13 protein-coding genes, 7 tRNA genes and 3 pseudogenes are annotated in these 24387 nt (G+C 63.2%); 12 read left to right on the top strand and 11 right to left on the bottom strand.

Annotated elements, in window-relative coordinates; all coding sequences use genetic code 11:
* Position 1: 1 nt before the first annotated feature.
* The 7 genes from IPP98_13010 to IPP98_12980 form a co-directional block, all read right to left on the bottom strand.
* On the bottom strand, positions 2-1579 hold the full coding sequence (locus IPP98_13010) for a F0F1 ATP synthase subunit alpha (protein ID MBL0180020.1): 1578 nt from the start codon (positions 1577-1579) through the stop codon (positions 2-4).
* 105 nt (positions 1580-1684) lie between these two features.
* Positions 1685-2455 (bottom strand): helix-turn-helix transcriptional regulator, encoded by a 771-nt coding sequence (locus tag IPP98_13005; GenBank protein ID MBL0180019.1) that lies wholly within the window; start codon positions 2453-2455, stop codon positions 1685-1687.
* A gap of 5 nt (positions 2456-2460) precedes the next feature.
* On the bottom strand, positions 2461-2970 hold the full coding sequence (locus tag IPP98_13000; protein MBL0180018.1) for an NUDIX domain-containing protein: 510 nt from the start codon (positions 2968-2970) through the stop codon (positions 2461-2463).
* Positions 2971-3088: 118 nt separating this feature from the next.
* The gene (locus tag IPP98_12995; protein ID MBL0180017.1) at positions 3089-4096 is read right to left on the bottom strand and encodes an MCE family protein; all 1008 of its coding nucleotides are present in this window, start codon (positions 4094-4096) and stop codon (positions 3089-3091) included.
* Positions 4093-4818, bottom strand: a complete 726-nt coding sequence (locus IPP98_12990; GenBank protein ID MBL0180016.1) for an ATP-binding cassette domain-containing protein — start codon at positions 4816-4818, stop codon at positions 4093-4095. Before IPP98_12990 ends, IPP98_12995 begins: the two co-directional genes overlap by 4 nt.
* A complete protein-coding gene (locus IPP98_12985; GenBank protein MBL0180015.1) occupies positions 4815-5534 on the bottom strand; it encodes an ABC transporter permease in 720 nt (239 codons plus the stop codon). Before IPP98_12985 ends, IPP98_12990 begins: the two co-directional genes overlap by 4 nt.
* Positions 5531-6532, bottom strand: a complete 1002-nt coding sequence (locus tag IPP98_12980; GenBank protein MBL0180014.1) for an RNA polymerase sigma factor RpoD/SigA — start codon at positions 6530-6532, stop codon at positions 5531-5533. The genes IPP98_12985 and IPP98_12980 overlap by 4 nt, the downstream gene beginning before the upstream one ends.
* Positions 6533-6667: 135 nt before the next feature.
* On the opposite strand from IPP98_12980, the gene IPP98_12975 reads away from it, so the two are divergent.
* The 12 genes and pseudogenes from IPP98_12975 to IPP98_12920 all read left to right on the top strand — a co-directional run bounded on the left by IPP98_12975 (position 6668) and on the right by IPP98_12920 (position 18220).
* A tRNA-Ala gene (locus tag IPP98_12975) sits at positions 6668-6740 on the top strand.
* 81 nt (positions 6741-6821) lie between these two features.
* Positions 6822-6894, top strand: a tRNA-Gly gene (locus tag IPP98_12970).
* A gap of 17 nt (positions 6895-6911) precedes the next feature.
* Positions 6912-6985, top strand: a tRNA-Met gene (locus IPP98_12965).
* 54 nt (positions 6986-7039) lie between these two features.
* Positions 7040-7113: transfer RNA gene (locus tag IPP98_12960), tRNA-Val, on the top strand.
* Positions 7114-7141: 28 nt separating this feature from the next.
* Positions 7142-7215: transfer RNA gene (locus IPP98_12955), tRNA-Arg, on the top strand.
* Between the two features lie 38 nt (positions 7216-7253).
* Positions 7254-7328: transfer RNA gene (locus IPP98_12950), tRNA-Pro, on the top strand.
* A gap of 88 nt (positions 7329-7416) precedes the next feature.
* A tRNA-Arg gene (locus IPP98_12945) sits at positions 7417-7490 on the top strand.
* Positions 7491-8401: 911 nt separating this feature from the next.
* Positions 8402-10660 (top strand): annotated as a pseudogene (locus IPP98_12940) (N-6 DNA methylase).
* Between the two features lie 20 nt (positions 10661-10680).
* Positions 10681-11334 (top strand): restriction endonuclease subunit S, encoded by a 654-nt coding sequence (locus IPP98_12935; protein ID MBL0180013.1) that lies wholly within the window; start codon positions 10681-10683, stop codon positions 11332-11334.
* Between the two features lie 9 nt (positions 11335-11343).
* Positions 11344-13476, top strand: a pseudogene (locus tag IPP98_12930) (DUF262 domain-containing protein).
* Positions 13473-16449, top strand: a pseudogene (locus tag IPP98_12925) (type I restriction endonuclease subunit R). Before IPP98_12930 ends, IPP98_12925 begins: the two co-directional pseudogenes overlap by 4 nt.
* An 841-nt stretch (positions 16450-17290) precedes the next feature.
* Positions 17291-18220: a hypothetical protein gene (locus IPP98_12920; GenBank protein MBL0180012.1), complete on the top strand. Its 930-nt coding sequence runs from the start codon at positions 17291-17293 to the stop codon at positions 18218-18220.
* 661 nt (positions 18221-18881) lie between these two features.
* Here the strand turns inward: IPP98_12920 and IPP98_12915 are convergent.
* The 4 genes from IPP98_12915 to IPP98_12900 form a co-directional block, all read right to left on the bottom strand.
* Positions 18882-19973 carry a hypothetical protein gene (locus IPP98_12915; protein MBL0180011.1) on the bottom strand — a complete coding sequence of 364 codons (1092 nt, stop codon included), beginning with the start codon at positions 19971-19973 and terminating at the stop codon, positions 18882-18884.
* A 204-nt stretch (positions 19974-20177) separates the two neighbouring features.
* Positions 20178-21179 carry a hypothetical protein gene (locus tag IPP98_12910; protein ID MBL0180010.1) on the bottom strand — a complete coding sequence of 334 codons (1002 nt, stop codon included), beginning with the start codon at positions 21177-21179 and terminating at the stop codon, positions 20178-20180.
* The gene (locus tag IPP98_12905) at positions 21124-22698 is read right to left on the bottom strand and encodes a helix-turn-helix domain-containing protein (GenBank protein MBL0180009.1); all 1575 of its coding nucleotides are present in this window, start codon (positions 22696-22698) and stop codon (positions 21124-21126) included. The genes IPP98_12910 and IPP98_12905 overlap by 56 nt, the downstream gene beginning before the upstream one ends.
* Positions 22699-23615: 917 nt before the next feature.
* Positions 23616-24341 carry an SDR family oxidoreductase gene (locus tag IPP98_12900; GenBank protein MBL0180008.1) on the bottom strand — a complete coding sequence of 242 codons (726 nt, stop codon included), beginning with the start codon at positions 24339-24341 and terminating at the stop codon, positions 23616-23618.
* Between the last annotated feature and the right edge of the window lie 46 nt (positions 24342-24387).

Below are 24387 nucleotides of genomic sequence, written 5' to 3'. Positions count from 1 at the left end.
CTCAGGCCGGCGCGAACATCGGGGTGAACGCGTCGATCGCTGCGCGCAACTCGCCGGTGACTTCGTCGGTGAGCGCCTTCTTCTCGCGCACCAGCTGCAGCACCTGCGGCCGCGACACGCGGGCCCAGGCGAGGAAGTCCGCTTCCCACTTCCGGATCGACTTGACATCGACGCCGTCGAGGAAGCCGTTGGTCACGGCGTAGAGCGCGACGATCTGCTCCTCGACCGGGACCGGGGCGTACTGCGGCTGCTTGAGGATCTCGACCATGCGGGCGCCGCGCGCCAGCTGACGCTGCGTGGCGGCGTCGAGGTCGGAGCCGAACTGCGCGAAGGCCTCGAGCTCACGGTACTGTGCCAGCGAGAGGCGGAGCGGACCGGCGACCTGCTTCATCGCCTTGATCTGCGCGTTGCCCCCGACGCGGGAGACCGAGATGCCGACGTCGACGGCCGGACGGACGTTGGCGTAGAAGAGGTCGGTCTGCAGGAAGATCTGGCCGTCCGTGATCGAGATCACGTTGGTCGGGATGTAGGCGGAGACGTCGCCGGCCTGCGTCTCGATGATCGGCAGCGCCGTGAGCGAACCGCCCGGCACCTTGATGCGCGGGTCGTTCTTGGTCAGCTCCGGATCGGTGCTGATCTTCGCGGCGCGCTCGAGAAGGCGCGAGTGGAGGTAGAAGATGTCGCCCGGATACGCTTCGCGGCCCGGCGGACGGCGGAGAATCAGCGACATCTGCCGGTACGCGGCGGCCTGCTTGGAGAGGTCGTCGTACACGCAGAGGGTCGCCTTCCCCTCCTCGTACATGAAATACTCGGCGATGGCGCAGCCGACGTACGGCGCGATGAACTGCAGCGGCGCCGGGTCCGAGGCCGAGGCGACGACGACGACGGTGTACTCCATCGCGCCGGCTTCCTTGAGCTTCTCCACGACCGTCGCGACGGTCGAGCGCTTCTGCCCGATGGCGACGTAGACGCAGACGACGCCGGTGCCCTTCTGGTTGATGATCGTGTCGATCGCGATCGCGGTCTTGCCGGTGCCGCGGTCGCCGATGATCAGCTCGCGCTGGCCGCGGCCGATCGGGATCATGGCGTCGATCGCCTTGATGCCGGTCTGCATCGGCTCGGTGACCGGCTGCCGGACGATGATGCCCGGGGCGATCATCTCGACGGGCCGCGAATTGACCGTGGCGATCTCCCCGAGGCCGTCGACCGGGCGGCCGAGGCCGTCCACGACGCGCCCGAGGATCGCCGGACCGACCTGAACGTCAAGGAGGCGACCGGTGCAACGCACCTCGTCGCCTTCCTTGAGCTTGAGGTAGTCGCCCATGATCGCGGCGCCCACCGAGTCCTGCTCGAGGTTGAGCACGAGGCCCGTGATCGTCTCGCCCGTCTCGCGCGCCGTGAACTCGAGCATCTCGCCGGCGATTGCCCGGCGGAGCCCGTAGATCAGCGCGACCCCGTCCTTCACTTCGAGGACGGTACCGACGTCGTTCACGTCCATGGAGCCGAGGTCAGCTGCCTCGATTTCCTTGAGGAGAATGTCCTTCAGCTCGCCGGGGCGCAGCATCGAATCCGTGGCCATGGCACTCAGTCGCAAAGGGGTGAAAAAACAGGGTCCCGAAGACAGCTTGTGAAAATAGTCACAAAGCCCAACGGGACAAGGGAAGCCGACTCCCCCAATCGGGGCTCAGCGCCACCCGGTCGGCGCTCCGCGGAGCCGCTCTGCCAGCGGCATTCCGTCCAGCTGGGCGACCTCCCGGAGGGGAACCCCGAAGGCCCGGCGCGCGGTCCGGTGGAGCAGCGAGGAGGAGGTAAATCCGAGGAGACGGGCGACGTCGTCGACCCGGTAGGCGGGGTTGCCCAACAGCTGCGAGGCCGCCACCAGGCGGACGCCGTCGATCGCCTGCTTGAGCGATGGCGCCCCGCCCGCCGCAAAGCGCCGGGAGAGCGTCTCCCGTGCCACCCGGAGCCGCTTGGCCAGGGTCGCGGTGGTGAGCCCGTGCGGGGCCTCGCTGACCACGAGCTCCCACGCCTGCTGTTGCAGCGCGTCGGTGAGCCCCAGCGCCGGGGCAAGGGGAAGGAGGGCGTCCCGACGGCGGGCAGCGACCCCATGCCGGAGAACCAGCCGGGCCAGGACCGGCTCGTCGAGCCCTTCGACCGCCAGCCCGGCCACGCGCTCTCGTGCCGCCCGCAGCAGGACACCAGCGTCCTCGGCGCGCACCGGCGCGAAGAGCAGCAAGGGGATGGCGGGGTAGTCGGCGCGCAGCGCGTCGAGCGCCGGACCGCGGGCGGCGTCCAGTCCGATCAGGACGGCATCGAGGAGTTCGCGGCCGAGCAGGGTGGCGAGGTGGGCAGGTGATCGGGCGACGGTGAGGTGGATCCCGGCGGCGGAGAGCGCTCGGCGCGCCGCCAGCGCCGCCGGCCGTCGCTCGAGGAGCGCGGCGACGGCGAGTGCCATCTCCGCTACTCCCCCGCCGGCGGGATCGGGAGCGGGGCGGGACGAGGGCGCGGCGGACGCCCGGCGCCGACCGCAACCAGCGCCCGCGCCATCTCGGCGCCTCGGCGGAGGACGCCGCGCGCATTGTCGTAGCTGAGCACCTCGAGCGCCTTGTCGAGCAACTCCCAGCGCACCGCGGTGATCCCCTCTTCGACCTGCGGCACCGCCTCACCCGCCGCCGACTCGAAGAGGAAGAAGTGGCAGAACTTGTGGATGTAGCGACCACGGAATCGGAAGTGCCAATCGATCAACCGGATCGGCCCGACCATCACCAGTTGCTCGAGGCCGGTCTCTTCCCGCGTCTCGCGCATCGCCGCCGAGGCCGGGCTCTCCTCGTCCTCGAGGTGACCCTTCGGGAAGCCCCAGTGCTGATAGCTGTCGCGAATGAGGAGAAAGCGCGGCGTCCCGTCGGCATCTCGTCGAAAGACGATGCCACCGGCAGAGACTTCTCGTTCGGCGCGCTTTTTGGAGGCCATGGGGCTCGAAGTCGTTAGTCGTTAGTCGTTAGGCGTTAGAGGATCCGACGCATTCGTTGGCAGATACCCACCGAGGGCGGAGCCCCCTAATGACTAACGACCAACGACTAACGACTGCCTAGAAGACGGAAAACCTGAAGTACCTTCTCGGGTTCGCCTGAATATCCGCCAGCAGCGTGCGCAACTGCACGACCGTCTTGGTGGTCTCGCGATAGAGCGTCGAGTCCGAGGTCAGCAAGCCGAGGGTGCCCTGGCCCTGCTGCAACCGGGTGAGGACGTCGTCGGTCGCGGTGAGGATGTGCACCATCTTGTCGCGCTGCTGGGCGGCGGCAGTGGTGAGCAGTCGGAGGTCGCCACTGGCGGCCTTCAGCTCCCCGGTGGCGCTGCGCGCGTCGGACACCAGGGCGGAGAGCTCGCCCGAGGCGGTCGACGAGTCGATGCGCGAGAGGGTCGCGTCCAGATGCTTCGACGCCTTGGCGATGTCATCCGACGAGCTGGCGGCGTTGCCGACGACCTTGTCCATCGAGGCCGTCTGCCGCTGCGTGAACGACAGCAGCTGGTCGGCCATCCGGCGGAGGTCGCGCACCGAGCCGCGAATGTCGCCGATCGCCTGCGAGTCGACGGCATCCTGCACGCGCGCCGTCACCGCGGCGATGTCGCCGGCAATCCGCGACGCCTGCGCGGTGAGCTGACCGATATCGGGGAGCGTGGCACCGGGCCACGACGTCCCTGCCCCGTTGCGTGCCTCGGTGAGCGCCTTCTGCACGTCGGGGTCGGCCGGGGCGCGCGCCGAGTCCATCACGGCGATCTGCCACTCGCCGAAGAGCGACGCCGACACGGCGATCGCGACGGCGCGCTCGGGGACTTCCTCCGGTGCGCTCATCCGGAGATCGGTCTCGACCCAGTCATCGGCGGCCAGGCGAATCGCCTCGACCCGACCGACCTTCACGCCGCGCAACACGACCGGGTCGCCGACCTTCACGCCGCCGACGGTGCGGAAGCGTGCCGTGTGCAGCGACTTGGGACCGCGCGGGCCGAGGTCGCCGAGCCAGAGGGCCGCCACGATCACGACCGCGATGGCACCGACGACGGCGAGGCCGACCGAGAAGTCGCTCTTGCGACTCATTCGGGCAGCCCCTCGATGAACTGGCGGACCACCGGATCCGTCGTCGCCTTGATTTCGGCGACGGTCCCGACAGTGCGCAGCGTGCCGTGATGAAGCATTGCGATCCGGTCGCCGACGGTGAAGGCAGAGCGCATGTCGTGGGTCACGACCACGCTGGTGACCCCGAGTTCCTCGGCCGTGCGCCGCATCAGGCGATCCATCGTCGCGGCGGTCACGGGGTCGAGGCCGGTGGTCGGCTCATCCCAGAGAATGTAACGCGGGCGCAGCGCGATGGCGCGGGCGATCCCCGCCCGCTTCCGCATCCCCCCCGAGAGTTCCGCCGGAAAGCGCTCGGCCGCATCGGCGAGCCCGACATGCGCCAGCGCCTCCTGCACCCGATGGGCGATCTCGTCATTACCCAGTGCCTGACGGACCAGCCCCAAGCGAAGGTTGTCGGCGATCGTGAGCGAATCGAAGAGGGCGGCGAACTGGAAGACGTAGCCGATCGTCCGACGCAGGGCGGCCAACCCGGCCGGGTCGAGGGTGTCGACCCGCTGGCCATCGACCTCCACATGCCCCGAATCCGGGGTGATCAGTCCCACCACGTGCTTGAGTGTCACGCTCTTCCCGGCGCCCGAGGCGCCGAGGAGGACGGTGGTCTGGCCATCGGGGACGTCGAGCGAAAAGCCGTCGAGCACCACGCGGTCGCCGAAGCGCTTGTGGACGTCGACGAAGCGGATCACAGCAGCACCACCGCCCAGAAGGCGTCGAGCACCAGGATCGCCTCGCAGCCGAGCACGACGGCGCGCGTCGTCTCGCGGCCGACGCCTTCCGCCCCGCCGCCGGCGCGCAGCCCGCGGAGGCACCCCATCAGCGCGACCGCGCCGCCGAACGACGCCGACTTGAGCAGGCCGAACCAGACATCCTTGAATTCGTAGAACGCGCGCAGTCCCTTGGTGAACTCGAGCGTGGTGAGATCGAGGAGGTTGATCGCGGTGATCCATCCCGCGACGACGCCGAGCGCAATCGCGAACGCGGTGACGACCGGAAACATCAGCGTCGCGGCGAGGACGCGCGGCACGACGAGGTAGCTGTCGGGGCTGTAGGCGAGGGTCTCGAGGGCATCGACCTGTTCGGTCACCTTCATCGTGCCGAGCTCGGCGGCGATCGACGCGCCGACGCGCCCGGCGAGCGCCATCCCCGTGAGCACCGGGCCGAGCTCCATCATGATCGTCTTGCCGACCAGCGCGCCGACGAAATACACCGGCACCGTGCCGGTGAAGATGTACGAGGCGAGGAGGGCGAGGACGATGCCGGTGAAGGTCGCGATGAAGAGCGCGATCGGGATCGAGTCGACACCGAGGCGGCGCATCTGCGGGAGGAGGAGGGGACCCCAGACGTCGCGCTCGCCGAGGGCGCGAGCGGTGCGGCGCGCTGCGGCGCCGAGCGCCGCGATCATGCGGCGAACGACGCGAGGGCGCGGCCGACGTCGCCTTCCTTGAGCCGCTTGAGGGCGCGGTCACGCAGCTGGCGGACGCGTTCGCGCGTGACGCCGAGCATGCCGCCGATCTCTTCGAGGGTGTGTTCGCGCCCACCATCGAGGCCGAAGTAGAGGCGGAGCACCTTGGAGTCGCGCGGCGGCAGCGAGCGGAGCGCGCGCTCGACCTCCTCGGTGAGGAAGCGGTCCATCACTTCCTGCTCGGTGTCGCCGGGGCCGTCGGCGAGGAAGCGATCGATCAGCGTGCGGTCGCCGTCCATGTCGAGCGGTGCATCGAGGCGGACGTCGGCGGTGTTGAGCGCGGCGAGGGCCTGCACCACCTCGACGGTGAGGTTGGTCGCCTTGGCGACTTCCTCGGGCGTCGGTTCGCGGCGGAGTTCCTGGCGCAGGTTCTCGGTGCTCTTGATGATCCGCGAGAGGTCGGCGGTGCGATTGAGCGGGACGCGCACGGTGCGGCCGTGGCGCGCGAGTGCGGCGAGGATCGACTGCCGGATCCACCACACCGCGTACGAGATGAACTTCACTCCCTGGTCGGGATCGAACTTTCGCGCGGCGGTCATCAGCCCGATGTTGCCCTCGCCAATGAGGTCGGTGAGGGCGAGGCCGCGGTTCTGATATTTCTTGGCGACGGAGATGACGAAGCGGAGATTGCGCTTCACCAGTTCCTGCATCGACTCCTCGTCGCCGGCCTGCACGCGGCGCGCGATCGCGATCTCCTGCACCTGGGTCAGGAGCGGCGTGCGCGAGACCTCGTGGAGGTACTGGTCGAGGATGTCCCGATCGCCGTCGAAGACGCCGAGGGAGCGGGCAGTCTCGCGCTTGCGACGGGTGCGGAGGGTGGGGGCACCCGTGGCCAGGATCTCCGACAGCGACGGCAGCTCGGCCAGCGCGGGGCGCGGGACGAGTGGGGCGTCGGGGAGGGCGTCGTCGGGATCGGGGGGAAGGGGGCTGCTCAGCATGGCGCAGGAACGATAACTCGCTGTGGCGGGACTGTATGAACGCCCCGGGTTTCCTTGACACTCCCGTCGGCGCCGGATAGCTTCTCGTGCTACCGAGGGCCCGTCGGGATGGTGAACCGGGGCGCAAAGGTAATGGGGGGCGTAGCTCAGTTGGGAGAGCGCTACAATGGCATTGTAGAGGTCAGGGGTTCGATTCCCCTCGCCTCCACTCCCACGACCGGTTGGAAGGTCGACCGGTTGCGCAGAGTCGAGGGGCCGGGTAGGTTGGGCCTCCCTTGATCGGGAAGTTGCGGGAATAGCTCAGTTGGTAGAGCACAACCTTGCCAAGGTTGGGGTCGCGGGTTCGAGTCCCGTTTCCCGCTCTGAGCAGAGAAAACGTCGCGGGGTAGAGCAGTCTGGTAGCTCGCCGGGCTCATAACCCGGAGGTCGTGGGTTCAAATCCCACCCCCGCCATGCAGGACGGCGACGGGCAGTCGGCCCCAGGGTCGTCTGCCCGTTGTTGTGATCGGGCGGTTAGCTCAGTTGGTTAGAGCGCCACGTTGACATCGTGGAGGTCACAAGTTCGAGTCTTGTACCGCCCATGGATTCGAGTTGCAGTTGCAGGGGTAGGGGTCCATAGCTCAACTGGATAGAGCATCTGACTACGGATCAGAAGGTTAGGGGTTCGACTCCCTTTGGGCCCATGCAGTGCGGTGCCGTCCGTCGGCACCAACAGAGTATTCGGGGCGTAGCGCAGCCCGGTTAGCGCGCCTGCTTCGGGAGCAGGAGGCCGGAGGTTCAAATCCTCTCGCCCCGACTGGACGGAAGACCGCGAACAGCGAGCAGCGAACAGATGTGCGAGTGGACTTCCGTTCGCGGTTCGCCGATCGCCATTCGCTGACTAGGGGTCCGTAGCTCAGCTGGATAGAGCGCTTGCCTCCGGAGCAAGAGGTCGCGCGTTCGAATCGCGCCGGGCCCATGAATCGAAATGCTTGCCCCACGTGGCGTTATGCCAGGTGGGGCAATTTCGCGTGAGCCCGTTTTGGGGCGTGGTGCCAAGAAATGGTGCCAAAGCTCGTTTTGCTGCTCCCTTACCGCGCTCGCCTACGACGACGCGCACCGACAAGTCCAACCAGCCCCGTGGCCAGCAGCGACACGGGGCCCCGGGACACCGAGACGGATTGACTCCCCGAGCCGGAAATCGATCGGCACCGTCGTCCCGTCATTCCATCGAGGACGCCCCGGGCCCCAGCCGGAAATCGGCAAACATCGGAGCCAATCCTCGACGCCCGCATTGTCTGCGGCCACCGGGACTCCAATGGTGAAAGCCACGGCTCGCCGGTGACCCCGCTCCATCCGTCCGACGGCCCGAATAGCCCGGCGCCGAGGCGATCCCGGTAGCCGCCGAGGATCACATGCTGACGGCGCAGGGTTCCGTTCGGCAGCGGGATGAGAAGGTGCCGACCAGGGCGGCGAGAAAATCCTGCTCCGGCTGGGGGTCACGAGCGGAGCCGTCGCGCCATCGGGAGCCGCGCGCAAGCGCCCCGACCAATCGCGGGGCGACCGACCGGGCACGCGGCCGCCAAGGCACGGACCATGCAGTGGCGTGGCCTGCGCGCTGGCGGAGGTCGCCAGGCTCAGCAACACCGCCTGAACAACGAGCAAGCGAGCGACCAAACACTCATCGGCGCCCTCGCTGGCAGATCACCCTCCGGAGGCCCCCGGAGTCAAGGCGGCAAGATGGCCCCCGCCCGCAAACCCCACACGCGCCGGGCCCGCGCACCCGGCCCGCAAGCGCAGGGGCGCCGGCGACAGGAGGAGCCGCGCAGCCCGCCGCCACAATTCTCCGCGCAGGACGCCGAGCCCCTACGGCACCCGCCAGACCTGTGCATGTCAGAGGGCGGCGGTACCTTTCTAGGCAGACTCGGGTGCCCGCGACAACGCCGTACCCTCCCGCCGGACCCATCTCGACGATCGATCGACCTTATAGAGGCGCCCGTGGCCCGAGCCAAGACCAAGAAGTCCGACTCCACTTCCGATCTCCCCTTTGAGGCCAAGCTCTGGGCCGCGGCCGACGCCCTCCGCAACAACATGGACGCGGCGGAATACAAGCACGTCGTCCTGGGCTGATCTTCCTCAAGTACATCTCCGACGCCTTCGAGGGGAAGCACGCCGAACTGGAAGCGGCCAAGAAGGACGGCGCCGACCCCGAGGATCAGGACGAGTACAAGGCGGCCGGGATCTTCTGGGTGCCGAAGGAGGCTCGCTGGGCCTTCCTCAAGGCCAACGCCCCCCAGCCGACCATTGGCACCTTGGTGGACAAGGCGATGGAGGCGATCGAGCGGGACAACCCATCCCTCAAGGCCGTCCTGCCGAAGGACTTCGCGCGCCCTGGCCTCGACAAGCAGCGGCTCGGGCAGCTCATCAATCTCGTCAGCGACATCGCGCTCGGGTCCGCGGCTGATCATGCCAAGGACACACTGGGCCGGGTCTACGAATACTTCTTGGCACGCTTCGCGAGCGCCGAGGGTAAGAGCGGCGGCCAGTTCTACACGCCGTCGAACGTGGTGCGGGTGTTGGTCGAGATGCTCGCCCCCTACAAGGGTCGAGTCTACGACCCGTGCTGCGGCTCAGGCGGGATGTTCGTGCAGAGCGAGAAGTTCATCGAGGCGCACGCCGGGAAGATTGGCGACATCTCGATCTACGGGCAGGAGTCGAACTACACCACCTGGCGTCTCGCCAAGATGAATCTCGCGATCCGGGGCATCGACGCGCAGATCGGCCATGGCGACACCTTCCACAACGACGTGCATCCCGACCTGAAGGCTGACTACGTCATCGCCAACCCGCCTTTCAACGACAGCGACTGGCGCGGCGACCTCCTGAAGGATGACAAGCGCTGGGCATACGGCATCCCACCGGCCGGGAACGCCAACTACGCCTGGGTGCAACACTTCCTGCATCACCTCGCGCCGAATGGCATCGCCGGCTTTGTGCTCGCGAACGGGAGCATGAGTTCGAACCAATCGGGTGAAGGAGAGATCCGGAAGGCACTGATCGAGGCCGACCTTGTCGACTGCATGGTCGCCCTGCCTGGGCAGCTGTTCTTCTCGACCCAGATCCCCGTCTGCCTCTGGTTCTTGGCGCGGAACAAGAAGGACGCGCGGTTCAGGGATCGGCGCGGGGAAACGCTTTTCATCGACGCCCGGAAGATGGGCGCTAAGATCTCGCGCACCCAGATCGAGCTGACAGATGCCGATATCTCCAAGATCGCCGGAACCTACCACGCATGGCGCGGGGATATCGGCGCGGAGGCTTATGGTGATATGGCGGGGTTCTGCAAGTCAGCCAAGAGGGAAGCCCTGCGGGACCAAGGCTACTTTCTGTCTCCTTGGAAGGTACGCAGGCGAGCTCCTCTCCGCGGACGAAGAAGAGCCATTCGACCTGCGAATGAGGCGCCTAACTCTCGAACTCTCTGAACAACAAGCCACCGGAGCAAGGCTCGACGCCATAATCGCCGAGGGTCTAGGAGCACTTCGCTATGGTGAGGAATGGCACGAAGCCTATCTCGACGACCTTGCGGAGCAAATCACGGTTGGGCACGTGGGACCGATGGCGAACGAGTACGTGCCAGGGGGCATCCCATTTCTTCGCTCTCAAAATGTAACGCCTCTCCGGATTGATGACTCGGACATCAAGTTCATCTCTCCAGAGTTCCATGCCAGGCTGAAGAAGTCGGCGCTGGCACCGGGTGACGTGGTAATCGTACGCACTGGCAAACCGGGTTCTTGTGCCGTCATTCCAGCGTCGATGCCGGTAAGTAACTGTTCGGATCTTGTCATTGTCCGATGCGGAGCAAGACTAGACCCCAAGTTCCTTGCGTACTACATCAATACAGTCGCGACACACCACGTCAACTCGCACCTTGTTGGGGCCGTCCAGCAACATTTCAACGTTGGTGCCGCCCGCAAGTTATTCATGAGGCTTCCACCACTCGCGGACCAACAGCGCATCACAGACCTACTGAGCGCCCTCGACGACAAGATCGAGGTCAACCGCCGACTGAGTTTGACCCTGGAGTCGATCGCTCACGCGCTATTCACAGCGTGGTTCGTCGCGTTCGGCCCGGTCCGAAGGCGAAGGGCTTAGAAGCAGGACTACCGCGGGAGGTGGCCGATCTGTTTCCGACTTCGTTCTGGGACTCGGAGTTGGGGGAGATTCCTCAGGGGTGGCGAGTGTCCGCAATCGGGGAGCAAGCCACAGCTATTCTCGGCGGGACGCCTGCGAGGGCAGAACCCGCCTTCTGGGGGGGGACTATCCCCTGGATCAATTCGGGAAAGGCGAATGACTTTCGCGTAATGGAGCCGACTGAGTACATCACTGAACTCGGCATGGCATCCTCCGCGACCAAGCTATTACCACGGCGGACGACGATCATAGCGATTACGGGAGCAACACTGGGTCAGGTGAGCATGACAGAGATTGCGACATGTGCAAACCAATCAGTAGTGGGAGTGCTCGGCTCCGCGACCATGCCGAGCGAGTACCTCTATTGTTGGGTAAAGCAGAATATCGGCCGATTGATCGCCAGGCAAACAGGCGGCGCCCAGCAGCACATCAACAAGAATGATGTTTGCGACCTCCCGCTCCTACTTCCACCTAGGCCATTGCTGGATGCCTTCCACAACGCGGCATCACCACTCTTTGACCGCATTGCCAACGCACTGACCGAGGCGAGTAGTATCGCCTCACTCCTGGACGCCCTTCTTCCAAGGCTCCTGTCAGGGACTCTGTCATTGCGAGATGCCCGATCACCTAGCTGAGGCTTTCCCGTGAAGATCTCCACAACCCTTGACAAGATCGACGAAAAGCAGCTTTCGTTCCCGCATTCCAGCGCGAGTATGTCTGGAAACGTGATCACGCCAAGTCCCTGATCGACTCTTTGATCAAGGAGTATCCGACCGGCACTATGCTCACCTGGGAGACCGACAAGCCGCCCGAGCTCAAGGGCCCGCACAAGTACAGCAGCCAACAAGGGGCGGTCCGCCTGCTCCTTGACGGCCAGCAGCGTATCACGACGCTCTATATGCTCATGCGAGGAGAGCTTCCTCCTTACTACTCGGCTGCCGAAATAATCGAAGACACGAGGAATCTCTACGTCCACCTTGGAACGTTAGAGCTCGGGTACTTCCAGAAATTGAAGATGGAAAGCGATCCCTACTGGCAGAACATCACGGATGTTTTTCAAAATCGCGTGAACGCATTCAATCTCCAGACACAATTCGTTGAGGCAGGGAACCCGCTCCAGATGGATGATTTGAGCGCGCTGAATGACAACATCGGTGCCATCACTCGCATAAGAGATCGGGACTTTCCAGAGCAGAACATCCCGATCAAGGCGAATATCCGCGAGGCGATTGACATTTTCTACAAAGTCAACGCGAGCGGGGTGTCGCTGACAGATGCCGAGTTGGCGCTCGCACAGATCTCTGGGTACTGGCCTCAAGCTAGGGACCTACTCAAGGCGAAGCTCGCCCACCTGGAGCAGGAAGGCTTCGGCTTTAGGCTCGACTTCATGGTCTACGTGCTCTTGGGGTGCGTGCACCACATGGGCTCGGACATGCGGAAGTTGCATGGGGAGGAGAACAAGGCTGCACTCCAGAGCGCGTGGCAAAGGCTCGACACGCAGGTGCTGGACTACGTCATCAACCTCCTTCGTTCTCGGGCCTACGTCGACCATGTGGACGAGATTGCGTCGGTCTACGCGCTCGTCCCCCTCATCGTGTTTTGTTTCGACAAGCAGGGCAAGCACCCGAGCGACTTCGAAGCCCGCAAAATGATCAAGTGGTTCTACTACTCCCAGATTCGGACCAGATACATCAGCCAGCTCCCCGCAGAAACTCCTGACCGCGACCTCCGGATGCTCACAGAGTCCGCCCAACCTTTTGACGATCTCCTGCAAGTATTGCGGAGGAACGCCACTCGGAAGTCACCACAGTCGAGTTCATCGGACACGGAACGCAGCATCCCCTCTTTCCATGATGCGATGGTATCTAAAGAGCAGGAACGCTGTCCGTCTGACGACTGGCGTCTCCTTGCGGAAGAATATGGGGAAGAAATATCAACTTGAGCTCGACCACATCTTCCCATTCTCGAAGCTCAAGGAGGCAGGGTACGACAGGGACAACCGCATTAAGTACGTGCTTGCGCAGGAATTCACGAACCGCGCCCTGTTGACCCAGGTGGCCAATCGTCAGAAGTCCGCTGCGTTCCCTGAGACCTACCTTGCGGAAGTGAAAGCACACTACCCGGCGGCGTTGGACCTCCAGTGCATTCCCGAGGATCCTGACCTTTGGACGATCGAGCGATATGAGGACTTTCTTCAGGTGCGGCGCGGCCGACTCGCCTCGGGAATCAACACGTATCTCTCAGACTTGACTGAGACCACGTCCTCCACCTCGCCCGCGACGATCGAGGACCTAATCGAGGAAGGGGAGAGTGACCAGCTGGAATTCAAGGCGACGCTGAGAACGGATACGTCAACCGGCAATGTCAACAAGACGCTTGAAGAAGTCATCGTGAAGACGGTGGCCGCCTTCGCCAACGCGCAGGGTGGTACGCTGTTGATCGGAGTGTCGGACGACGGTACCGTAGCCGGGCTTGGGCCCGATCTTCGCACGCTCGCGGAACCGGACAGTGACCATTTTGAGCTCCACCTGAGGAACCTCCTCAACAGCCGCCTGAATGCCGCCTTTGCGTCCAGCAAGGTGAAGGTCCGTTTTCACGAGGTGGAGGACCAGCACGTCTGCCAGGTCGACATACAACCTGCCACCCAGCCGCTCGTCATCGAAGTACGCGACAAGAACGGTACGCCCTCGGAGAAGTTCTATGTCCGAAGCGGCAACTCTTCCATTGAGCTCCTCGTGAGCGAGATGAGTCAGTACCTGAAGGAGCACTTCCACTGACCGCGCAGTTTACGGAATCCCACGTCGAAGAAGCCGCCCTCGCCTGGCTCCGAGGGCTCGGCTACACCGTGCTCCACGGCCCCGAGATCGCCGTCGGCGAACCCGCGGCCGAACGGACCGACCCCGGCTTCCATGACGTGGTAAGCTGGGGAACTGGCCCGGGTCATTGACTTCGACGATCCGAAGCAGAACGACTGGGTCGCCGTCAACCAGTTCACCATCGTCGAAGGGCCGTACAACCGCCGCCCCGACGTGGTGCTCTTCCTCAACGGCCTCCCCATTTCCGTCATCGAGCTAAAGAACGCCGCTGACGAGAATGCAACGATCTGGACGGCCCACCAGCAGCTGCAGACCTATCAGGCCCAGATCCCTGCCCTCTTCAATTCAAACGCCGTCCTCGTGGTCTCCGACGGCATGTCGGCGCGGATCGGCTCCCTTGGCGCCGGACGCGAGTGGTTCAAGCCCTGGCGGACCATCGCTGGACGCGAAGAAGCAGGCGCCGAGATTCTGGAGCTGAAGGTATTGCTGGAGGGAGTGTTCGAGCCACGCCGATTCCTCGACTTGCTCCGGTACTTCATCGTCTTCGAGGATTCGACCGGCGACACGGGTGGCGGGTCGGTGGTCAAGAAAATCGCGGGCTACCACCAGTTCCACGCCGTCAACGTGGCCGTAGAGGAGACCCTCCGGGCCGCGCAGGCCGTCGCCCTGCACAGGGTGGCCGAGCCGCGAGCGCACTACGAGGCAGGACGTCGCCACGGCGGCGACCCGGGCGACCAGCGCGTCGGGGTAGTCTGGCACACCCAAGGATCGGGGAAGTCGCTCTCGATGGCGTTCTACGCCGGACGCGTGATCCTCAATCCGGCCATGGCGAACCCAACGATCGTGGTCCTGACCGACCGGAACGACCTCGACGACCAGCTCTTCACAACGTTCTCGCATTGTCGCGAGCTGCTGCGTCAAGCACCTGTGCAGGCGGCTGACCGGGCAGACCTGCGCGCCAAGCTCACGGTGGCGTCGGGGGGCGTGGTCTTCACCACGATCCAGAAATTCTTCCCCGAGGAGAAGGGGGATCGGCACCCCATCCTCTCGGACCGCCGGAACATCGTCGTGATCGCCGACGAGGCCCACCGGAGCCAGTACGACTTCGTGGACGGCTTCGCTCGGCACATGCGCGACGCCCTGCCCCAAGCCTCTTTCATCGGCTTCACCGGGACCCCGATCGAGAAGGCTGACGCCAATACCCGGGCAGTCTTTGGCGACTACATCGCCGTGTACGACATCCAGCGGGCCGTCCACGACGGTGCCACCGTCCCGATCTACTACGAGGGGCGGCTGGCCAAGCTGGAATTGCGAGCGGAAGAGCGCCCCGCGATCGACCCCGCCTTCGAGGAAGTGACCGAAGGAGAGGAGGGCGACCGGAAGGAGCAGCTCAAGACGCGCTGGGCCCAGCTGGAGGCGGTGGTCGGTTCAGAGCACCGGATCAAGCTGATTGCAAAGGACATCGTCGAGCACTTCGAGGCTCGGCTCGCCGTCATTGACGGCAAGGCGATGATCGTGGCGATGAGCCGCCGGATCGCGGTGGAGCTCTACAAGGAGCTGGTCGCGCTACGGCCGGAGTGGCACGGCGAGGGTGACGAGCAGGGCGTGTTGAAGGTCGTCATGACCGGCTCTGCTACGGACCCACTCGACTGGCAGCCCCATATCCGGAGCAAGGCGCGGCGCGAGGTGCTCGCCAAGCGCTTCTCGAAGGCAAGTGACCCGTTCCGAATCGTCATCGTCCGCGACATGTGGCTCACCGGCTTCGACGCGCCGTGCCTGCACACGATGTACGTCGACAAGCCGATGCAGGGCCACGGGCTCATGCAGGCGATTGCCCGGGTGAACCGTGTCTTCAAGGACAAGCCGGGTGGCTTGGTGGTCGACTATCTGGGCTTGGCAGACCAGCTGAAGCGCGCGCTGACCACGTATACCGAGGCCGGGGGCAAGGGCGCCACGGCGATTGACCAGGCCGAGGCGGTCGCGGTGATGCTGGAGAAGTACGAGGTCTGCCTGGGGCTCTTCCACGGGCTCGATTGGGCCAAGTGGACCACTGGGACGGCTCAGGAGCGGGTCAGCCTCCTCCCTGTGGCCCAGCAGCACATCCTGGCGCAGGAGGACGGCAAAGCGCGCGTGCTAGGGGCCGTGACGGAGCTCTCCCAAGCCTTTGCCTTGGCGGTACCCCACGCCGAAGCACTCCGCATTCGTGACGACGTCGGGTTCTTTCAGGCGGTCCGAGCGGCACTGGCCAAGAACGTCCCCGACGAGAAGAAGACTGACGAGGAGATGAACCACGCCATCCGGCAGATTATCTCCCGGGCGGTCGCCTCGGACGAAGTCATCGACATCTTCGCGGCAGCCGGGCTCAAGAAGCCGGACATCTCGATTCTCTCCGACGAGTTCCTCGCCGAGGTTCAGGGAATGCCGCAGCGGAACCTCGCGGTAGAACTCCTGCAGAAGCTCCTGAAGGGGGAGATCCGCACCCGGCGCAAGCACAACGTCGTGCAGGCGAAGTCCTTCGCGGACCTGCTGGAGCAGTCGATCCGCCGGTACCAGAACAGGGCAATCGAGACGGCCTAGGTGATCGAGGAATTGATCCGGTTGGCCAAGGAGATGCGGGACGCGGGCAAGCGGGGGAAGAGCTCGGGCTGAACGATGACGAGCTGGCCTTCTACGACGCGCTGGAGACCAACGACTCCGCGGTGAAGGTGCTGGGCGACGATCAATTGCGGGTGATCGCTCGGGAGCTGGTGAAGACCGTCAAGGCCAACGTTTCGATTGACTGGACCATGCGGGAGAACGTGCATAGCGCAGCTGCGAGTGCTGGTGAAGCGAATCCTTCGGAAGTACGGCTACCCACCGGACAAGCAGGAGCAGGCGACGAGGACGGTGCTGGAGCAGGCGGAGGTGCTGTCGGAGGGATGGGCGGTGGGGTGAAGCCAGTGAAGGAATACCGGGCACACCTTCCGTACCGGAGTACGGATTGCTAAATAGGATCTTGTGGCGGATTGATCAGACAAATGGGCCATAGAGCGGAATCGGCACCACTCACCGGGCAGACGAGTGAAGCAACCGCCTGATGGGGACATGCTTGCGGGAACGAAGTTGATCGGCCGGTGCGGGAATATTGCCGGACTTGAGAGGCATCAAACCGTGAGCGCCGTTGCGCTGGTACGATGTGGAAGCGTGAGCGCAGAAGAGCGCCCCCGGCCGGGGTGACGGCCACCCCATCACACGGATGTGCGCCCTGCGGCCTTGACCAACGGTCGCCTGTAGGAGGAATTCAGGCTCTAGTTCCAGTCTCCAGTCATTCTGGCGCTCCAGATTACCGAGTGAGTCAGTTGCCAAAGGTCACGGCCGGCAATGCCGAGGGCCATCGGCGTAGCGAGATCAACGCATTAAATGTCTCGAAAGTTCCATCCCAAGGCAACCCCCGTCGACAAGAAACAATGCAAACCATTGCCAACAAACATCTTACACTGGCATTCGGCGAGCGCGATATAGGCGGCCCGAAGCAGCTGGGAAAGGGTAACGCGCGGGTTCCACTGCATCCTGTCACTGCCACGCCCTCAGTCAGTCACCCCTCAAACGAGCGCCGAACGGAGTGTTTGCCTTGGGATCATCAAATCACGACAAGGTCCAGATTCCTGAGAGCGAAGCAACGGAAACTTCCCGCATCCGAGTCGGCGCCTTAGTGCTCGTGCTGGCGTGTATCATGGCGCAACTAGGGTTGGACCAAGCATCCCACCTATTCCCAGTGGGAGAACGCGGATATTTCGTGCTGCCCTTCCTCCGATACGTACTCGACGGCCTGAGCATTTCCGGGATCGGGCTATTTCTGACCGAGACTTCGATGTTTAAGAACCATGTTGAGGCTCGCCTAAGAAGGTTCGGCATCGTCGAAAGTGCGACCGACCCAAGCGTGCTCGCAAACTATTCGCAGAGGACGATCCAGCGAATCGAGCTAGCCGCACAGACAGCGCTGCTGCCTTCGGCCGGGCTGCCGAGGGAGATCGGCGACCTGCTCCACAGTCTTCAGAAGCTGCGCGAGGGTTCAACTGTCTGGCGAACGGGGTACCGCTACGACATCGAACTGGTGGAACTCCCTGTGGAGTGCGGCATGTACCAGCTCAAGAAGTCCTTCGAGTTAACTTTTGTGAACAATTCCGGCAGGACTACAACTCACACCCAAACGATCAAGCTGGGCAAACTCGGGGCGCATCCGAAATCCGATGGGAAGCACAAGAGCGAGGTAACGAAACTAGAAATAGGTGGCGTGGACTGCCTGGCCACGGCCGAGCGGGCTGACACCGAGGAAATGCTAGTTCGGAACGTCACATTCGACATACCGCCGGAATCCACACCAGCAGATCGCATTCGAATGCGCGTTGAGGAGACGACGTGCTATCCTACGGGAATGCCATGGGTGCTCTCGATGAACACGCCGACGCAGGGATTCGAACTCTCCTTTCGCTTCAAGGGCAAGCTCAATCCTAGCTTGCACATCTTCGGTCTCGGGGGGAGCGAAAAGGCCGACCCGCTGGATCCGAAGGAAAAACCAGACGGATATCGATTGTGGAAATACGATGGTTGGATCGCCCCACGCCAAGGCGTCGTGCTTTCCTTTGGAGAAATTGGAGCGGCGCGCGTAACTAACGCCAGTCGCGCCCCCCAAAAACGCAACAAACGGGGTCGCGGAAGGAGATAGGCTACCCATGAAATCATGGGGGGGGGGCCAACATGCCGCCCGAATGAGCGGCCATCGGCTGGGTCGCTGACCGTGCTGGGGTGGCATGTGGTACCACGAATTGTCGCGTGGCTTCCGGCAGACCGATATTTGCTGGCCTCCCAGAAGGGTTCGGGCTGGTAAGCGTGGTCCCGCGTGGCGCTGCGCCGCGCTCCGCGGGCTTGCCTGACTGCGGCTCGAATCGCGCCGGGTCCATGAGTCGAAATGCTTGCCCCACTTGGCGTTACGCCAGGTGGGGCAATTTCGTGTGGGGGGTCGCTCTGCCTAGACTCACCACAACAGCCTGCCATGCCAAGCCACCTGAGAACCAAGAAGCGGACATGTGGCCTGAGTCTACTCCAGCCGCTGTTCAATGTCCGAACGCATGTCTTCCCGTTTCGCATCCCGCTGATAGCCCTCCGCAAGCCTCTCCAAGAGCATTGATGCGACAAAAGGGTGAGAATAGCGGATTGTATCTGCCCACTGCCTGTACCTGTTCGACAAGGCTCTTTCCTGGTCCCCTCCATTACCACGCCACACAACTCCCCGTGAATTGAAGGCGCCGATACGAGCCCCGTTCATCATTTCGAGGGACTGGATCTCCTCCATGACGTTTCGTACGGGCTCTGGAGGCCAGACGCCGTCAGGACCGGTTGCAGACTTGGCAAAGCAGGACCCCAATGCAATGGTCGCCCACGTCCCTCCGCCCGAGCTGACTGTTGCTCTCTCTTGCCGCGCGAACCCACTTGGCCAAATGTTCATCTCCCTCATCATCTGCCTTCTCAACCCCTGGTACACGGTTGATCGCACTTAGCAGACTATAGCCAATGTTGCCACGCGACTCCCTCTGCTTCTCCGACAGCTGGTCGACACTTGCCTCTGAAGCACGGTCATCCCGGCGGTAAACCCAGCTAACAACCTCAGCGAAGAACTCCGGATGCAAACTTAGGTATTTCTCGAGATGGCTTATTCCACGACCCCTCCCAGCCCCACTCAGGGTCTCGAGATGAAGCAGCTCAAGCGCTGCCTTCTCCTCGACCGACATTTCGGGGGCCGGTTCAATCACCTCGAACGCTCTCTCAATGTCGTGTGATTCGACCCGATAGCGACCTTGCTCCCCATTCGACTCCACGATTCCCCGAAGGAGTCTGGCGAGCAATTGAGGCTCAAGCTGATCGATCAGTAGGGACACTGCGGCGAATGCCGCGCGCGGACGGTGGGCGGCCAGAAGGCCCTCAGCCGCAATCCGTGAACGCTCCACATCTCCTCGAATCCACCTTGGCTCAACGTTCCCCCAATAGCGCTCGGTCAATCCGGCCGCATCGACCATTTGCCAAGTTGACTGTTGAAAGGGGGCCGCTTGAAAAACTCGCACTTGCTCCTCGGCCAAAAGCCCTTGGCTTGCCGTCTCGAGGTATGAATTCACCTCTCCCTTCACTTCCAGTTCCCCCAACACACCCGCAAGCACCCTCCCACTCTCCGGTAGCTCACCCTTGATCATTTCGGCAATCAATTCGCCGACTAGTTCCAGATGTCCGGCTGGCGGAACAACGGCCTTGATCAGCAGCTCACCGATGACCTCAGATGTCTCCCCCCGGGTAGCAAGCTGGAGGATTCCCAAGATCCCCTGCTCAGCATGGATCTCTGCAAGAGCCTCAACCCGCAGCGCTTCCGTTCGGGCCGGCCATTCGGTATAGGCGACATCGGCACCGTCCGGATCGTAGGTTTCTTGCACCCCAAAAGCTCCGGAAGAGCCATTCGTGTCGCTCTACCGGGTTGCTGGGAGCAAGAAGATCGTAGACCTGCTCCGCCAGCTCCTCGTTCGAACGACCTCGAGTAGCCTGACGCTTTCTTGCACCCCGAGTGAGGTGCGCGTAGCGGATCTTCTCTCGAACATGAGCCTTGTCCGCCTCAAGAGCATTCTCTGCCCATTTGAGAATCAGCCCCCAAATCCTTTCTTGGTAACCCTTGTCGCCGATCGCGGGGAGTCGACTGACAAGGTCGCCGAGCATGTTCGCAGAGTAGTCCTCCGCCATGCCAACATTAGGTCGAGGACTTCACGGCAGAATTCGAGGGCTGGGCCCCATTCCCTCAACGGCTCGCCATAGCCGTAGCCATCATTCCTCCATTGAGGCTTATGGCTATAACTCCCGCTGCGGGGCCCACCGTCAAATTCCTCAAGAAATACCTTCCACATAACGGACGGAAAGCGGATGGTAAGCTGCTTCGCCAGGCTTAGCCGATGGTCAAGTCCGGCTCCCGTTTGTGGCATCCACGATCGGAAGATCGCCGCCAGTGAATTGAACGGCTTGTTCGACCAGTTGTCGTTGAGCTCCACTGATGAGAGCCTCGCCAGCACGGTTGCCGCTCGATCGAGCGTCAGTGTACTCCAACTGAGACCCTCAAGTGCCCAAAGGAGCCCTGCCCTTGTGCATCCACCGCCGAATGGGGCGCCGCTGACATCCTTTAGCAATCCGAAAATTTGTGGTTCATCCTGAAGAAGGTCCGCCTCCAAGATCGAAAGAAATTCCTCTGGCGAGGCCTCAGCGTATGCCATTAGGTCGCGGTCATTCGCCTGCAGGACCCTTGTCTCCATCGGGGTGAGCAGACGACGAACGAGGCGGCCGGCCTCGAGCTCACAGGCTATGCCGGTTCTGTCGAAGAAGAGATCCTTTCCATGCACCGCTAGCAGCACGATCGATTCAGCAATGCCCTTCCGCAGAGCAGGTGAGTACTTGCGCCGCTTCTCGTACAAACCGGCAAGCCACCGCTGCTCCGGAGGGAAGTCGAGTGCCGGGTCGTCCTCACTCAAGACCACGGCGGCGAGATCGAAGAAGAGACGCAGGTCAGATGCTACGACGGCGTGGGAGGTGCCGTAGAGACAATCAAACTTGGATACAACACCGCCGGCAGTTCCACCTGACCGACCATATCGGTGCATCCACCATCGCCGTCAGCCGCTGGCAGCGGACCTCGACCTCCTGTGCGGAGACGCCACCCGTCAACGCTTGAAGCAGTTCCCGATCGGCCTGGTTATCGAAGCTCCAAGTACCTGCCATCCAAAAGGGAATCAGGTGGCGAGGAATTTCCGTATCCCGCGCCCACTCCGGCTGCCTTAATGTGGGCAGGATGGCCAGGGTTCGGCGTAAGATAGTCAGGGACCTGCCCGACTTCCTCGCTAGCTCTGTAACCGTGTCACGCGACCAGTCAGGCCCCCTGAGCGCTGCGCTGAACGCTGCGGAGGTGAGGGGCTCAAGAACGAGCGTAGGCTTCGGCCCACCCGCATTGCGTGGACGGATTACGATCGAACGGATTTCTCCCGCGAGAGGCGCAATTTCAAGCTCGACTTCCCTGCTAGCCGTCACGGCAATGAAATCCCTGCGACCGAGGCTCAGTTTCGTCAGCACGCCCGGTCGATCGAAGACTAGCACCTGATCGCCCAGGGGACCGCAATTGGCTTCGCCCGATCTGCTGAAAAACTGAGCCAAGAACGCCAGTGCTTCTTCAGGTGAATCGGCAGCGAGCACCACCGGCTCCAACGGCGCTCGGGTCAACGAAGACGCGAGGGTACGGCTAGAAGCAATTGCGGGGTCGAAGAGTGATCCCGGAAGGGGGGGGGTCGTAGCACTCGACCAATCCTTCCAGCAACGATCAAGCGCCCGAACGCCCTCTACTGGCCGTCCGATTTCAGTCCCGATCCATATCTGCCCTGATATCGACTGCTCCAGCCACTGCTCAATATCGGACGAGTCGTAGGCGATGACATCTTTCCATTGCCCGCGAGCCCTATTCGCGGCAAGCCACCTGTCTTTGGCCTTCCACTCTCTTGGCGTAACGAACACGAAGGTCGTCTTCGCTCGATCACCTTTCGATGTGGCTCGCTCCGCTTTCGCGATATCTGCGGTCGCCTTCGTGTCAACAGCCTTATCGGTTCCAAACTCCCAACCGGATGATCCAATGGGAATCCATGGAGTCGCCGCGCCGGCCTCGATCACCCCGTCCCAGCCAGGACGCTCGGCGTCATCATTCCCGGGAAAGTCGACCCTTGAAAGCTCCCTCCCCGTGGAGTGCACCAGAGTTCTCAAGAGCACAGCGAGTCTTGATCGAAATCCAATATTTCGGTCGGCCCAAGCCTCGATCTCTCGAGCCTTAACTTGAATCAGAGGAGGCACGTAGGGCGCAACGAGACTTGTGGCAACCTCGGCAGGGGGGGCTGCAGCGTCAAAGGCCGCTTGCATTTCGAGCAGTTTGCGCGCGGGGACGCCAAAGGCGGCTTCGATGCGACTTGCCATACTTGGCGTAGTCCCAACGTGGCCGTTGACATAGTTCGAGAGCGCAGGCCTCCCAATCCCGACGAGCTTGGCCGCGGCAGAAGAAAGCCCCGGGGCGAATGCTCTCACGGATGTAATTCCCGGGATGGAGATTCCCTCCAGTCGCCAGAACTTCAAAGTCGATCTCATTCATAGAATACCTCCTGAGACCATGATACAGTGGCGTACTGTGTAGCGCAATAGACTACAGTCCATCCAAGTCAGACAGGGGCAACGAGCCCGCGACCCGAATCGCGCCGGGCCCATGAACGAAATGCTTGCCCCACTTGGCCTTAGGCCGGGTGGGGCGTTTTCGTGCGCCGTGGGGTTGTTGGGGTGCCTGGTGCCGAGGAATACGGATCTCGGTAGCATCCCGACCTCGGCTGCCCGCAGCAGGGCGACGAGCCGGGCGTCGGAGAATTTCGACTTCCTCATATCCCATCCTTCGGGCGAGAAAGTCCAACTTCCTGTATATCCACTGGGGGTAAGCCTACCTCGACCCCGAGCCCATCCGGCATTTCCTTGGGAGTACACCATGACAAACGTCATTGTTGTCGCCGTGACGCTCGGGATGGCACTCGCCTTACCGGGTGCAGCGCTTGCCCAGGACGAACCAGGAAAGGCGCCCACGGCGTTGATCACCGAAATTGAGCGCGTGTTCAGGACTGACTCAATCCTTCGAGTCTACCGGCCGAGATCCACGGATTCCATCTTGTCGCGGCAAGTTCTGACATGCCCGGAGGTCTGCGGCACAGAATGTCGCCCCAGAACGGGGGAGCCGTTGTGGCTCCTCCACAGTATCAGGATTAAGGATGGTCAAGCCGCGGCCGCGTCCGTGGTGACCATCGCTGCGAACGGCTCGCGTCTCATGCGCTACCTGTATTTCGAGTTCCGCAAGAGCGCCTGGGTTCGCGTCCCGCCCTTCGATCAAATTGCATTGCTGCACTGTCGCCCGGGCTGAGGAGGGCTGGATTCAGCCAGCCTTGGTTCAATGCCTCAATCGCCGTCCGGAGCAAGCGGTCGCGCGTGGAACTGCGCCCGCTCCGCGAGCTTGCCCACCGTCGGCTTCACTTCCGCGGCGGCTTCGTCGGCCTGATCTCGATGCGTGAAGGCAGCGCGCGCGACGGAAACCGCACCAAGGTCATCACGAGCTCGGCGACGTCCTCGGGTTGGATCTTCCATGCGTCGTCCGCATTCGGGGTGTGGTCGTTGAAGTGGGTGGCCACGCTCCCCGGCATGATGTAGTTGACCCGAATGCCGAGCTGCCGCACGTCCAGCATCAGCGCCTCGCTGAACCCCACCAGGGCGAACTTGGAGGCGTTGTACGCGGCGCCGCCGGCGAACGGGTTCTTGCCGGCGAGGGAGGCGATGTTGATGATCCAACTGTCGTCTTGCTTGCGCAGGTGCGGGATGGCCTCGTGGCAACAGTAGAAGACCCCGTCCAGGTTGGTCTCGATCACTTGGTGCCAATCGGTCGGGGTCAACTCGCCCATGGGGGCGAACTTGCCGACCCCCGCATTGTTGACCAGAACGTCCAGTCCACCGAATCGCGCCACGGCGGCGGCCATCATCTGCCGCACCTGCTCGTGCTCGCGGACATCGCACACCATCCCGACCACGGTGCCCGGATGGCGGTCGGAAATGGTGCGCGCCGCGTGTTGGACCTCGTCCTCGTGCCGTGCGGAGATCATCACATTGCACCCCGCCGCGGCAAGCGCGTCAGCAATCGCGTAGCCGATCCCCTTGCTCCCACCGGTCACCACCGCGGTCTTCCCCTGCAGGTCCTGAATCATTGCGGTTTCATGGGTTCGAGTGACCCGGAGCGCGTTGCGCCGGGCA

It is taken from the genome of Gemmatimonadota bacterium, from assembly GCA_016720805.1.
Lineage (GTDB): Bacteria > Gemmatimonadota > Gemmatimonadetes > Gemmatimonadales > GWC2-71-9 > Palsa-1233.
Note: the sequence above shows the minus strand (reverse complement) of the source record. Positions and strands in the feature narration are given on the sequence as shown.